This window comes from Serratia sp. LTN-2, from assembly GCF_059740205.1.
Genome location: NZ_JCAXDO010000012.1, coordinates 107,772 through 121,307 on the forward strand (window position 1 = coordinate 107,772; position 13,536 = coordinate 121,307).

General features: G+C 61.9%; 12 protein-coding genes. 7 read left to right on the plus strand and 5 right to left on the minus strand.

Annotation, left to right across the window (positions count from 1 at the left end):
- Nucleotides 1-33 precede the first annotated feature (33 nt).
- Nucleotides 34-627 carry an isopentenyl-diphosphate Delta-isomerase gene (idi, locus tag AC6BYQ_RS20475; RefSeq protein WP_498057461.1) on the plus strand — a complete coding sequence of 198 codons (594 nt, stop codon included), beginning with the start codon at nucleotides 34-36 and terminating at the stop codon, nucleotides 625-627.
- Between the two features lie 38 nt (nucleotides 628-665).
- Here idi and AC6BYQ_RS20480 read toward each other — a convergent pair whose 3' ends face one another.
- Nucleotides 666-968: a DUF5862 family protein gene (locus AC6BYQ_RS20480; RefSeq protein WP_004933246.1), complete on the minus strand. Its 303-nt coding sequence runs from the start codon at nucleotides 966-968 to the stop codon at nucleotides 666-668.
- 555 nt (nucleotides 969-1,523) lie between these two features.
- On the opposite strand from AC6BYQ_RS20480, the gene AC6BYQ_RS20485 reads away from it, so the two are divergent.
- From AC6BYQ_RS20485 to AC6BYQ_RS20505, 5 genes are read left to right on the plus strand one after another with little or no spacing between them, the layout of a single operon-like run.
- The gene (locus AC6BYQ_RS20485; RefSeq protein ID WP_004933244.1) at nucleotides 1,524-1,931 is read left to right on the plus strand and encodes an ExbD/TolR family protein; all 408 of its coding nucleotides are present in this window, start codon (nucleotides 1,524-1,526) and stop codon (nucleotides 1,929-1,931) included.
- 1 nt (nucleotide 1,932) lies between these two features.
- Nucleotides 1,933-2,679, plus strand: coding sequence for an energy transducer TonB family protein (locus AC6BYQ_RS20490; RefSeq protein ID WP_498057462.1), 747 nt, complete (start codon nucleotides 1,933-1,935; stop codon nucleotides 2,677-2,679).
- A gap of 39 nt (nucleotides 2,680-2,718) precedes the next feature.
- Nucleotides 2,719-4,959 carry a TonB-dependent receptor family protein gene (locus AC6BYQ_RS20495; protein WP_198635781.1) on the plus strand — a complete coding sequence of 747 codons (2,241 nt, stop codon included), beginning with the start codon at nucleotides 2,719-2,721 and terminating at the stop codon, nucleotides 4,957-4,959.
- 46 nt (nucleotides 4,960-5,005) lie between these two features.
- Nucleotides 5,006-5,656 carry a MotA/TolQ/ExbB proton channel family protein gene (locus AC6BYQ_RS20500; RefSeq protein WP_019454931.1) on the plus strand — a complete coding sequence of 217 codons (651 nt, stop codon included), beginning with the start codon at nucleotides 5,006-5,008 and terminating at the stop codon, nucleotides 5,654-5,656.
- The gene (locus AC6BYQ_RS20505; RefSeq protein ID WP_063918090.1) at nucleotides 5,649-6,899 is read left to right on the plus strand and encodes a phospholipase D-like domain-containing protein; all 1,251 of its coding nucleotides are present in this window, start codon (nucleotides 5,649-5,651) and stop codon (nucleotides 6,897-6,899) included. The genes AC6BYQ_RS20500 and AC6BYQ_RS20505 overlap by 8 nt, the downstream gene beginning before the upstream one ends.
- Nucleotides 6,900-6,935: 36 nt before the next feature.
- Here the strand turns inward: AC6BYQ_RS20505 and AC6BYQ_RS20510 are convergent, their stop codons facing one another.
- The 4 genes from AC6BYQ_RS20510 to aptA form a co-directional block, all read right to left on the minus strand.
- A complete protein-coding gene (locus AC6BYQ_RS20510) occupies nucleotides 6,936-8,045 on the minus strand; it encodes a DmpA family aminopeptidase (protein ID WP_019454933.1) in 1,110 nt (369 codons plus the stop codon).
- A 2-nt stretch (nucleotides 8,046-8,047) separates the two neighbouring features.
- Nucleotides 8,048-9,424, minus strand: coding sequence for an APC family permease (locus tag AC6BYQ_RS20515; RefSeq protein WP_193843248.1), 1,377 nt, complete (start codon nucleotides 9,422-9,424; stop codon nucleotides 8,048-8,050).
- Nucleotides 9,425-9,549: 125 nt separating this feature from the next.
- Nucleotides 9,550-11,058 (minus strand): CoA-acylating methylmalonate-semialdehyde dehydrogenase, encoded by a 1,509-nt coding sequence (locus AC6BYQ_RS20520; RefSeq protein WP_019454935.1) that lies wholly within the window; start codon nucleotides 11,056-11,058, stop codon nucleotides 9,550-9,552.
- A 10-nt stretch (nucleotides 11,059-11,068) separates the two neighbouring features.
- Complete coding sequence (gene aptA / locus AC6BYQ_RS20525) at nucleotides 11,069-12,409, minus strand: omega-aminotransferase AptA (RefSeq protein ID WP_019454936.1); 1,341 nt, start codon at nucleotides 12,407-12,409, stop codon at nucleotides 11,069-11,071.
- Between the two features lie 135 nt (nucleotides 12,410-12,544).
- Between aptA and AC6BYQ_RS20530 the strand changes: the two genes are divergently transcribed.
- Entirely contained in the window at nucleotides 12,545-13,474 is a 930-nt protein-coding gene (locus tag AC6BYQ_RS20530) for a LysR family transcriptional regulator (RefSeq protein WP_025159607.1), read from the plus strand.
- Nucleotides 13,475-13,536 lie beyond the last annotated feature (62 nt).

Sequence of the window (13,536 nt, forward strand, 5' to 3'; positions counted from 1 at the left end):
CGGGGAAAGGCCCGCCTGTCCATGGATATGGCAATGATGAAAAATGAAGACGTCGTTTTGCTTGATGCCGCCTGGCAGCCTTGCGGGACGATGCCCAAAAACCAGGTCCACACGCGCCATACGCCGCTGCATTTGGCCTTTTCCTGCTATCTGTTCACCCCAGAGGGCAACGTGTTGGTCACAAGACGCGCCTTGAGCAAAACCGCCTGGCCGGGAGTCTGGACCAATTCCTTTTGCGGCCACCCTTTGCCGCAAGAAGCGCTGGAGCAGGCGGTGATGCGCCGTGCCCAGGTTGAGTTGGGCACGAAAGCAGAGCAGATAACGTTGCTGAGCGACGCCTTCAGTTATCAGGCGACCGACGCGTCCGGCGTGATGGAGAATGAGGTCTGCCCGGTATTTGCCGCGCATAGTAAAGGCGATCTCTATGCTAATCCGGATGAAGTGGCGGATTATGCGTGGGTCGAGCTCAACCATTTAATGGCGGCGGTAAAATTAACGCCTTTCGGTTTCAGCCCGTGGATGGTTTCGCAATTGAATACCGACGCGATAATTTCAGGTTTGAAAGAATATCGGGATGCGATCGTGACAAAGCGTTCAGCGGGTGACGTAGGGCAAGGACGGCAATAAAATAAATAGCCACCGCAAGGGTGACTATTTATTAATGCTTACAGGCTGCCGCCGACCGAGGTCGAGGTGGAGCCGATAGTTTCGCGGAAATGTTTGGCGTAGTCGGCCACTTCCTGCTGCGTATGCGTCAGACCATAAAGACCCAGCCCCACGCCGCCTGCAACGCCGCCGATGATAGTGCCGACCAATTGGCCGACGGCGCCGGCAATGAAGCCGCCTGCACCTGCGGATTTGCCTGCAATCAGCGCGCCGGTCATCGCGCCATCCAGCAACCCATCCCAGGCCGCGTTCAGATCGCCACCGCTGACGTACTGCTCTTCATATTGACTAAGTACTTTCATATACATTCCTTATAAATAAAAGGGTGACTTAGTGGGTTTAATTAACACCGAGAATAACGCTGTGGCGCTACTCCACTTTAAAAATATAACAGCTGATAATCTGTTGGCAATAATATATCCAATGAGGAATATTGTTTGGTTATATATGCGAGCATTTATTTTCTGTCGATATTTTTATGACAGATATTGAGAATATTCTTGGTTAAAAAAGGCGATATCACTGGAAACGCCGCTGGAAAACTCATCATGCCTTATTGTGGATGGGCTGAGGCGATTTCTCTAAGGGGGGCTTTTTTCCGCCTTTGCCGCGCAGCCCGCTGTGGCTGTCACTATTTTCACATTTCAGGCTCTGCTACCGGTCAGGGAGTACGTCCGTATTGTGATTATTCCATTAAAAACTATAATTAATTAATAAGTTATATCTCTTCCGTTATCTCCTACCATTGAAAAAATTCTCGCAAAAAATCCACACTGTGAAAATAAGATCACACAAGCGTAACAAAAGGTAAACAAAGCCCTCCTATATTGGCTGCTTCGCTTTTGGGAGGGAGTGTCATGCGTAACTGGAACGAACCGAAAAAGAATAAAGCGCACATCGAACTGATCCCGATGATCGACGTGATGATGTTTTTATTGGTGTTTTTCGTCTTGATTAGCCTGAACGTCATTCCGGCGCTCGGGCTGAAAACGCAGCTGCCGTCCGCCGGCAGTGCGCAGCAGCTGAAACCGCAGAAGAAGGCGATCATTACGCTGGGGGCTGATGAGCAGCTGCAGCTGGATGGCCAGCCGATCGCGCTCGACGCGTTGGTCAACACGCTGAAGCAACAGCAGCAGGCCAACCAGACCACCACCATCATCGTCAACAGCGATAAAGGCGTGGCGGTCGAGCGGCTGGTGGCGGTCATGGACAACCTGCGCCAGGGCGGTTTCTTCTCCGTCTCCATCGCGACACGGAAGCTGTGACATGTATCTGCTCTATCGCTCACGTCATCTTTTCAGCTGGTTGCCGGCGCTGATTGTCGCCGGTTGCCTGCTGTTCGCCAGCCAGCAGGCGGCGCTGAAGATCCAGCCGCGCTACGACGAAACCGCCATCGAACTGGCGCTGGTGGAGCCTGAACCGGCGCCTGAACCTCAACCGGAAACGCCGCCGGAGCCCCAGCCCGAACCGCCGCCGCCCGAGCCGGAGCCGATTCCCGAGCCGGTGGTGCCGGCGCCGGAACCGATCGTGGAAGCCAAGCCGGTGCCGAAACCGCAGCCGAAACCCAAACCGAAACCGGTAAAAGAGAAAGCCAAACCGGTGGAAAAGCCTAAACCGACGCCGGCGCCAGCCGCGCCGCGCGCGCTGGTCAGCAAACCGGCGGCGCAGCCCGCGCCGGCTGCCCCCGCGGCGCCGAAGGTGAACGCGCAGGCGATTGAAAACGGCTATCTGCTGGCCTTGCGCCGCGAGCTGGAACAGCGCAAGCGCTACCCGACCGGCCGTCAGGCCTCGCTCGAGCGCCCGCAGGGCAACGTCGAGGTGTGGCTGGAGGTCGATCGCAGCGGGCGGGTGCTCTCTTCCGGCATCGCCAACAAAGCCGCCAGCATGCTGCTGAACCGCGCGGCGATGAGCAGCCTGCAAAGCATCAGTTCAGTGAAGCCGTTCCCGAGCGAGGCGTTCGCCGGGCAAACAACCAAAAGATTTACCGCAACGTTCAATTATCAGGCGCCTTAGCGCAAGGGTTAATCGTTTGATTTTTAAGGGATGCACACCATGAAATCGTTTAATCGTTCTGGGATCTATCTGGCGGTGATGTCGGCGATGCTGCCGGGCGCCGCGCTGGCGGCCGACGCCACCGATGTCGGCACCATCAGCGTCAAGGGGCAGTCGCTCGGCGGCGGCATGATGGTGCAGGACGACAGCGCCAAGGCGCGCTCCACCGTCACCAAAGAAGCGATGGACAAAATGCCGGCGGCGGGGAACGCCATCGATAAGCTGAAATACACGCCGGGCCTGAACGTCAACAGCAACGACGCCAGCGGCCTGAGCGGCGTGGACTACACCATGCGCGGCATGAACTCGGATCAGATCGGCCTGTCGATGGACGGCATTCCGATCAACGACTCCGGCAACTACGCGGTGTACCCGAACCTGCTGGGCGACGCGGAAAACCTGGAGGAGGTGTTCGTCACCCAGGGATCTTCCGAAGCGGACGGCCCGCACATCGGCTCCAGCGGTGGCAACATCGGCCTGGTGACGCGCCGCCCGGCGAAAGACTTCGGCGGTTTCCTCAAGCAGACGCTGGGCAGCAACAGCCTGAGCAAAACCTTCGCCCGCCTCGAGACCGGAGAGTACAACGGCTTCAGCAACTGGCTCTCCTATTCGCACACCGAGGCGAAGAAGTGGCGCGGCGAGGGCCGGCTGTACTCCGACAAGTTCGAGATGAACTCGCTGTATGAAGACGGCAACGGCAACAGCAGCAACCTGATCATGAAGTATAACCGTCAGAACAACACCAACTACAATACCCTGAGCAAGGCGCAGTTCCAAAACGACGGACGTGACACCGACTACGTCACCACGCCGGAGTACAACAACAAAGGGCAGTTGAACAAGTACTACAAGATCGAGCGCAACCCGTTCGAAACCTTCACCCTGTCGTTCAGCCAGAAGCTGCAGCTGCGCGACAACCTGTCGTTGACTCTGCAACCCTATTACTACTGGGGCAACGGCGGCAGTTTCAACGGCCAGACGGCGTCGGTGCTGTCCAGCACCTCTAGCAAGGCCGGTCAGTATGACCTCAGCAATCTGCAGTCCAATACCTATTACCGCCCGTCGTGGACCCAAACCTGGCGGCCGGGCATCACCACCAAGCTGAAGTGGGACATCAACGATCAACACAGCCTGGACGTCGGCTACTGGTACGAGCGCGCGCGCCAGCTGCAGACCCAGCCGTTCATCAGCATCAAAGATGATGGCAATCCGGCGCAAATCTCAGGCAAACCGGGCGGTTCCGATCAGGTGAAGGACGCCAACGGTAAGACGGTACAGGGGCGCAATCAGTACACCATCACCCCGGCGCAGAAGGTGTGGCTGCAGGACACCTGGTTCGCCACGCCGGACTGGACCTTTGTCGGTGGGTTGGCCTATCAATACGTTGAACGCAAGGGACAGCGGTATGGCAGCCTGACCGAGCGGCCGGACAGCAAAAACGCCAAGTACCATGAGTTTCTGCCGAACTTCAGCGCCAGTTATAAGGTGAACCAGGAAAATCAGGTGTTCTACAACCTGACGCGCAACATGCGCACGCCGCCGAACTACGTGCTGTACAACGCCGGCGACTCGCTCAGCACCAAGCCGGAACTGAGCTGGAACCATGAATTGGGCTGGCGTTTCCAGCAGGAAGACATGCTGCTGAGCGCCACGCTGTTCTACATGCGCTACAGCGATCGCCAGATCTCCACCACCAACTCGTCGGGCGACTACGAGATGATGAACATCGGCAACGTGGAGAACAAAGGGCTGGAGCTGGAGTGGAGCGGCCAGTTGCCGCATAACTTCAACTACTACACCTCTTATACCTACACCGAGTCGAAGCAGAAGAGCGACATTGTCAGCAACGGGTTGCCGCTGCCGACCTCCGGCAAAGAGGTGCCGAACGTGCCGAAAAACCTGCTGAATATGACGTTGGGTTATGACGACGGGCTTTATTACGGCAGCGTCAGCGGCAAGTACGTCAGCGCGTTCTACGGCGACTTGACCAACGACGAGAAGATCGGCGGCCGCACGGTGTTCGATCTGGCGGCGGGGGTGCATCTGCCGGTGGACAAAAAAATCGTCAAAAGCGCCGCGCTGCGCTTTGGCATCAGCAACCTGTTTGACAAGGAATACCTGACCTCGGTGCGCACCACCACCTTCAACGCGGCGCCTTACGGCGGCGTGAAGGCCAGCACCCCGTATTACAACGTCGGCGAAGAACGCACCTTCAGCGTCTCGCTGGAAGCCACCTTTTAACTGAACGCCCTGCCGCCTGCCGGGCGGCGGGGCAGAGGAGCCCTGTATGGACGCCAATCTGTTGCACGACATTATTTTCTACGTGATGTACGCCGCGCTGGCGATCGCGCTGGTGATCATCATCGAACGCACGCTGTACTTCGCCTATACCCAGCGCCAGGCGCGCCGGCTGGAGCAGGCGCTGACGCCGGACGTGCGCCGCGCGGCCGATCTGCCGGACGAGCTGACCCAGCGCAACAGCCTGCCGATGGCGGTGATCGCGCCGGTGCTGGCGCAGAAACACCGCGCCGGCGATCGCGAGGCGATCGGCGATCTGATCGACGCCCAGTATCTGCTGAGCAAGCCGCCGATGGCGCGCGGCCTGTGGCTGCTGGAAACCGTGGTCACCGCCGCGCCGTTGCTGGGGCTGCTGGGCACGGTGATGGGGATCATCGAAACCTTCAAGGCGCTGGCCGCCTCGGGCGTCTCCGAGCCGAGCCTGGTGTCGGCCGGGATGGGCACCGCGCTGTACGCCACTGGTCTCGGTATCGCCATCGCGCTGCTGTGCCTGGTGGCCAACAACTTCCTGCAGAGCCGCATGGAGCGCATCAACGAGCTGCTGAAGGTGCTGCTGATCCGCGCCGGTCAACCGGCCAGCCGCCCGGAGAGCGGCAGCGGTGAACAATGGGTTGACAGCGGGGCGCCGCGCTATGCCTAATGGCCATCCAACACGGCGGCCGTTCGGCCGCCTTTATACGGCATTGTGGGGCGGTTGTTTGTTGATGTTGAGCCAGAGCGCTGCGGCGCGTTTTGCGATTCCCGGTTATGAGCTGGTGTATACCGCACCGGTAGAAACTGCGCTGCAGGCCGACGACCTGCGCAACACCGCCGAGGTGTGGCGCGAGATGTTCGACGCGGCGAAAACCCGCATCGATCTGGGGCAGTTTTACGTGGCGAATCAGGACGGCTCCTTGCTGGACGGCGTGCTGCAGCGCCTGAAGGCGGCCGGTGAGCGCGGGGTGAAAATCCGTTTCCTGATGGAGGAGAAAGGCATCCGCAACTCCACCGCCGAGACGCTGGAACAGCTGAAGGCGATCCCCAATCTGGAGCTGCGCATCATTCCTTACCAGAAGCTGAGTGGCGGCATCCTGCACGCCAAGTATCTGCTGGTGGACGGCGAACAGGCGTTTGTCGGCAGCCAGAACTTCGACTGGCGCGCGCTGGAGCATATTCACGAAACCGGGCTGCGTATCAGCGACGCCAAGGTGGTGGGGCAAATTCAGGCGATCTTCGAACAGGACTGGCAGGCGCAGGCGCTGCTGGCGCAGGATAAACCGGTGCCGGCGCTGCCCGATGCGCCGCCGACCGCGCCCCCGCAGGGCGACTATCTGGTGGCTAGCCCGCGCGCCTACAACCCGGCAGGGGTGATCGACTCGCAGGCTGAGCTGCCGCGCCTGCTGGCCGGCGCCAAGCGGCGGGTGCGGGTGCAGGTGATGGATTACGCGCCGCTGTCTTTCGGTCCGGAGCGCAGTCGTCCCTTTTATGCGGTGATCGACAACGCGTTGCGCGGCGCGGCGGCGCGCGGGGTGCAGATCGAGCTGATGGTGGCCAACTGGAACACCAAAAAGCCGGACATCGCCTGGCTCAAGAGCCTGGCGCTGGTGCCGAACGTGCAGATCAAAGTGGTGACCATTCCCCCGGCCAGCAGCGGTTTCATTCCGTTTGCCCGGGTGATCCACAGCAAGCTGATGACCATCGACGATGAGATTGCCTGGGTGGGCACCAGCAACTGGACCGGCGGCTATCTGGACAACTCGCGCAATCTGGAGCTGGTGTTGCACAATGCGACGATGAGCGGGCGGTTGGACCAGCTGTATCAACAGCTGTGGAACAGCGTCTACGCCGAGCCGTTGAAGCTGGATTACGATTACCCGACGCCCAAGCCGGGCGGCGAATCCTGATAAGCAGGGCGCGGTTAATCCCCGCGCCCCGTTTTTTTATCGCCGCCAGCCGGCCTTCTCCAGCGCCGTCACCAGCTGTTCGGCGCTCAGCCCTTCCGCCCGATGGCCGTTGCCGCTGACGCTATTGGCCGCCAGCAGCGCATTGACGATCGCTTCCTCTACCGCTTCCGCCGCCGCGGCGAACAGCGCTGAAATATAGTCGTTGTTCACCATGCGCAGCGGCGTGGTGAAAGCGCCTTTATTGGCGTAGTCGGCGGGCGGCAAGCCGTCGTTGCCGGTGGCGAAGGCGATAAAGATATCGCCGCTCGAATCTTCGGTGCCGCCGCCGGTACGGGCGATGCCGATGCTGGCGCGCTGCGCCAGGCGCGCACACTGGTGCGGCAACAACGGCGCGTCGGTCGCCAGCGCCACGACGATGGAGCCCATGCCGGGATGCGGCAGCTGCGGCGTGAACGGCGAGGGGATATGCCCCAGATGGCGGCCCACCGGGTAACCGCCCACCAGCAGCGACTCGCGCTTGCCGTGGTTGGCCTGCACGATGGCGCCCACCGTCCAGCCGCCCTGATCGGCGGGCAGGCGGCGCGACGCGGTGCCGCTGCCGCCTTTGAATTCATGGCAGATCATGCCGCTGCCGCCGCCGACCGCGCCTTCCTGCGGCAAGCCACCCCGGGCCGCCTGCTGCGCCTGGCGCACGTGCTCGGCCTTGACGTGAAAGCCGTTGATGTCGTTGAGCAGGCCATCGAAGGTTTCCATCACCACCGGCATATTCCAGTACACCGCGTTGTCGCCCGCGGGCAGCGTTTCGCGTTCCAGCGCGATCAGCGCATCGCGCACCACGCCCACACTGTGGGTGTTGGTGAAGGCGATCGGGCTGGTCAGCAGGCCCGCTTCGCGCACCCATTCCAGGCCGGTGGCGTCGCCGTTGCCGTTCAACACGTGCACGCCGGCGAAGCAGGGCGCGTGGCGGGCGGAGCCGGGGCGCGGTTCGATCACCGTCACGCCGGTGCGCACGCTGCGCCCGTCCGCCAAATCGGCATGAATGCTGGCATGGCCGACGCGCACGCCGGGCACGTCGGTGATGGCGTTCAGCGGGCCGGGCGTGCCCTGGCCGATGGTGATGCCCAGATCCTGAGCGCGCTGCGTCATGGTTATTCTCCTTCTATTGAGGGGGCGGCGAGGGGCGCCGTCTGGCGGCCGCGCAGATGGTTCAGCGCCAGCCCGAAGCCGACGATGCCGGCAATGATAATAAAGTCTTTCAGGCTGCTGGCGATCAAAATCGTCCACAGCACGTACAGGCAGCACAGCAGCGCCGCCAGCACCGGCAGCGGCCACAGCGGCATCAGGTAAGGATGGTGGAAGTGGCGGCGGCGGCGGCTGATCAGCGCCGCGATCGCCATGATGATGTACACCAGCAGCAGCAGGATCACGGTGAAGGAGGTTAGCGATTCGAGATCGGAGCAAAACGCCAGCAGCGCCGACGGCACGCCGAACAGCAGGGTGGCGATCCAGGGGGTACCGAAGCGCGGATGGATGATTTTCAGCGCCCGGTTGAACGCCGGCAGCCAGAAGCCGTCGCGCCCGCTGGCGAACATCATGCGGCTGAACTGCGCCACGATGGCAATGATGGCGTTAAACACCGACAGATAAATCGCGCCGCTCACTACCCGCGCCAGCGTCGGGCCGCCGAGCTGGGTGACCACATAGCCGACCGGATCGGCCTGTTTGGCCATCTCCGTCAGCGACGGCGAGCCGATCAGCAGGGCGGTGAACGGCACCAGTTCCACCAGCACCACGATGACCAGCGTCAGCATGATCGCCATCGCCATCGGTCTACCCTGTTCGCGCATGTCCTCCGCCATGTACACCGCCGCGCCGTAGCCGTTGTAGGAGAACAGCGCGACCCCGACCATCGCGACGATCAGCGGCAGCGACACCGGCGCCAGGCTGCCCTGCGCGTCCAGCATCACCGGCGCGGTGAGGATCTCCGTGCTCTGATGCGGGTGGCTGAAGCCGAGCCAGGCGATCAGCGCCAGCACCGCTACTTCCACCACCAGGAAAGCGCCGGTCAGCAGGGCGTTGGCCTTGATGTTGAAAATGGCGCAGATGCCGCCGACCAGCACGGTGAGCATGCCGGCGGTCGAGGCGTCGAATTGGGTGCCCAGCGCGGTGTTCAGGTAGGGCACCGCGCCGGTGGCCAGCACCGCCGGCACGAACAGCGAGGCGCTGAGGATAAACAGGTAGGTCTGCAGCCCGCACAGGGTGCCGAACAGGCGTTTGATGATGCTGTATTCGCCGCCGGCGCTCGGGTGTGCGGCGCCGAGCTCGGCATAGCACAGCGCGATGGTGGCGGCGACGCAGGCGGCGATCAGGAACGACAGAAAGGCGCCACTGCCGGCGCTGGCGATCGCCAGCGGGGCGATGACGAAGATCGAACTGGCCGGCGTCACGCCGGACGCGGTGATCATCACCACGTCGAGGACGCTGAGATTGCCTTTGAAGGTGTGTTCAGGGGCGGACTCTTGCATGGTTAACGACTCCATTAACGTGTGAGTGAGTTATTGTTTTGCTGCACAGGCTGTACGCAGGAATCAAATGGAGCGCGCGAAATGCCGGGGAGCGTTGCTCCCCGGAAGTTTATTGTTCTTATGTGTTACCCCTGCCCCGACGGGAAGCTGAAGCTGGCGCGCCGGGCGTCGCCGGAAGCCGGCCAGCGCTGGGTCACGGTCTTGCGTTTGGTGTAGAATCTGACCGCGTCCGGGCCGTAGGCGTGCAGATCGCCGAACAGCGAGCGCTTCCAGCCGCCGAACGAGTGGTAGGCCACCGGCACCGGCAGCGCCACGTTGATCCCCACCATGCCGACCTGAATGCGGCTGGAGAAGTAGCGCGCCGCTTCGCCGTCGCGGGTGAACAGGCAGGTGCCGTTGCCGTATTCGTGGGCGTCGATCAAGGCCATCGCCTCCTGCAGCGAAGCCGCGCGCACCACGCCGAGCACCGGGCCGAAGATCTCCTCCTGATAGATGCGCATGCCGGGCGTCACGCGGTCGAACAGCGTTGGGCCGAGGAAGTACCCCTGGCTGGGGCGGCCGTCGGCGTCCGTCACGCTCAGCTCGCGGCCATCCACCAGCAGCTCGGCACCTTCGGCCACGCCCTGATCGATATAGCCTTTCACCTTCTGATAATGCTGCCGGGTCACCAGCGGCCCCATGTCGTTGCGATTATCGCTGCCGGGGCCGACGCGCATGGCGGCCATCTGTTGTCGCAGCCCGGCGACCAGCGCCTCGGCGGTGCCTTCACCCACCGCCACTACCAGCGGAATGGCCATGCAGCGCTGGCCGCACGAGCCGAAGGCGGCGCCCATCAGCGCGCCGACCGCGCCGGGGATATCGGCGTCCGGCAGCACCACCGCGTGGTTCTTGGCACCGCCCAGCGCCTGTACCCGTTTGTTCTGCGCGCAGCCGGTGTGATAAATGTGTTCCGCCACCGGCGTCGAACCGACGAAGCTGATCGCTTTGACGCGCCCGTCATGCAGCAGCGTCTCCACCGCTTCGCGATCGCCGTTGACCACGTTGAGCACCCCCGGCGGCAGCCCGGCCTCCGCTGCCAGCCGCGCGATATACAGCGCGGCGGAGGGCACGCGCTCGGACGGCTTCAGCACGAAGGTGTTGCCGCACGCCACCGCCATCGGCCACATCCACAGCGGCACCATCGCCGGGAAGTTGAACGGCGTGATGCCCGCCACCACCCCCAACGGTTGAAACTCGCTCCAGCTGTCGATGCCCGGCCCCGCCTCTTTGCTGTGTTCACCCTTCAGCAGCTCCGGCACATAGCTGGCGTATTCGATATTCTCGATGCCGCGCTGCAGTTCGCCCAGGGCGTCGCTGAGCACCTTGCCGTGCTCGGCGGTGATCAACTGGCAGACGGCGTCGGCGTGCTGCTCCAGCAGATCCTTGAGCTTCATCATGATGCGTGCGCGTTTCAGCGGCGGGGTGTCGCGCCAGGCGGGATAGGCCTGTTCGGCGGCGGCGATGGCGCGCTCCACCGTGGCGCGGTCGGCCAGCTGCACCTCCTGCGCCGATTGGCCGGTGGCCGGGTCGTAAACCGGCTGGCTGCGTTCGCCGCCGGCGGCGGGCTCGCCGTTGATCCAATGGGTAATGGTCATGGTTCTCTCCTTATTCGGTGGCGTTGAGGGCGTCGCCCACGGCGTTGATCAACGCGTCGATCTGCGCTTCGCTGCTGATGAACGGCGGCGCCAACTGCAGAGTGTCGCCGCCGTAGCGCACGTAAAATCCACTTTCCCAGCAGCGCATCGCCGCCTCGAAGGGGCGCCGCGCCGGTTCGCCGGGCCGCGCCGCCAGCGTGATGCCGGCCGCCAGGCCGATATTGCGAATGTCGGCGACGTGTTTGGCCCCCTGCAGGCTATGCACCGCGCGCTCGAAATAGGGCGCCAGCGCTTGCACGCGCTCCACCATCTGTTCGCGCTGCAGGATGTCCAGCGTCGCCAGCGCGACCGCGCAGCTGACCGGATGGGCGGAGTAGGTGTAGCCGTGCGGGAATTCGAGCTGGTAGTCCGGTTCGCCGCTGTCCATGAAGGTGCGGTAGATCTCTGGCCGCACCACCACCGCGCCCATCGGCTGCGCGCCGTTGGTCACCTGTTTGGCGATGTTCATGATGTCCGGCGTGACGCCGAACGCCTCGGCGCCGGTCATCGCGCCGCAGCGGCCGAAGGCGGTGATCACTTCGTCGAAGATCAGCAGAATGTCATGTTGGGTACAGATCTCGCGCAGGCGCTGCAGGTAGCCGACCGGCGGCACGATCACCCCGGCGGAACCGGAGAACGGTTCGACGATCACCGCGGCGATCGTCGAGGCGTCGCGCAGCGCGATGATGCGGCTGAGCTCATCCGCCAGCTCCGCCCCCTGTTGCGGCATGCCGCGCGAAAAGGCGTTGCCGGCCAGCAGGGTGTGCGGCAGGTGATCCGCCTCGGCGCCGGCGCCGAACGCCTTGCGGTTGCCGGCGATGCCGCCGACCGAGATGCCGCCGAAGTTAACGCCGTGGTAGCCCTTTTCCCGGCCGATAAAGCAGGTTTTGCCTGCCTTGCCTTTGGCGCGCCAGTAAGCGCGTGCCATTTTCAGCGAGGTGTCCGCCGCTTCCGAGCCGGAGCCGGTGAAGAACACGTAATCCAGCCCTGCCGGCGTCAGTGCCTTGATCTTGTTGGCCAGTTCGAACGACAGCGGATGGCCGAACTGAAACGCCGGCGAGTAATCCAGCGTCGCCAGTTGGCGCTGGGCGGCGGCGGTGATTTCCTGCCGGCCGTGCCCCAATCCGCAGCACCACAATCCAGACAGGCCATCGAAAATCTTTCTGCCGTCGTGGCTGGTGTAATACGCCCCTGCGGCCTGAGTAATGATGCGCGGCTGCGCTTTAAAATTGCGGTTGCCGGTAAAAGGCATCCAATGGGCCTCTAATCCTTCGGCATCGAGACGATTCAGCGGGTAATTTTCAGCGGCCATGTTTTCCTCCGGACAGGAAAATAAGTGCGATTAATTAAATAAAACGAGTTGTTAACGAATTGTTGTGCGAAATTGACTATGTACCGCTTGTTCTCTACTGTGAATAATCATATGTCGAAACTTACTTAAGGTTTTATGCAAGTAAAAAAGCGTGCGTTGTTAGGGCAATTGTCGGATATGGATCTGCGTTTGCTGCGGGTATTCAAGGCCGTGGTCGACTGCGGCGGCATGAGCGCCGCCGAACTGGAGCTGAACATCAGCCTGTCGACCATCAGCAAGCACATCAAGGATCTGGAGCAGCGGCTGGGCCTGACGCTGTGCCAGCGCGGGCGCGAGGGCTTTGCGGTCACCGACGAGGGGCTGTTGATCTACCAGGAAACGGTCAACCTGCTGGCGGCCACCGAGGCCTTCCGGCGCGGGGTGGACGAGGTGCATCAGCGCATGGGCGGGCAGCTGCACGTAGCGATATTCGACCATACGGTCAGTAATCCGCAGGCGCAGATCGGCCGGGCCATCGCGTTATTCAGCGAGCGCGCGCCGGAGGTTTCTTTGCAAATGTATGTGGAGCCGATTAATACCATTGAACGCGGCGTTATTGACGGGCAATTTCAGGTTGGGGTTATTCCCATGCACCGCAGCGCAGAAAGTTTATCTTATCATTCGTTATTCAGTGAGAGGATGTTCTTATATTGCGGCGCGCAGCATGAATTATTTTCCGCCCGCCATGAAACATTAAATTGGGATCTGCTGCACAATTATGCCTTCGCCGGATTAGGTTATCATTCGCCGAATATGGAACTGAGCCTGCAGCAACATTTGCATCGCAAGGCGACGGGATTTGCGCAGGAATCGATAGCGACGTTAATTCTGTCCGGCAAATACGTCGGCTTTTTGCCCGATCACTACGCGGCGTTTTTTGTGGCGCAGAACCTGATGCGGGCGATCAAACCGGCGCTGTTCCGCTATCACTGCGAATACTCCAGCGTGCTGCGCCGCTCGCCGGTACCGCAGCGGGTGGTGAAGCTGTTCCATGAGTGCCTGCTGGCGGCCCACGGAACAGCGTGACGCTTACTGCTCTTTCTTCTTGCCGAAGATTCTGATCAGCGCGCCGACCAGGATGCCGACCG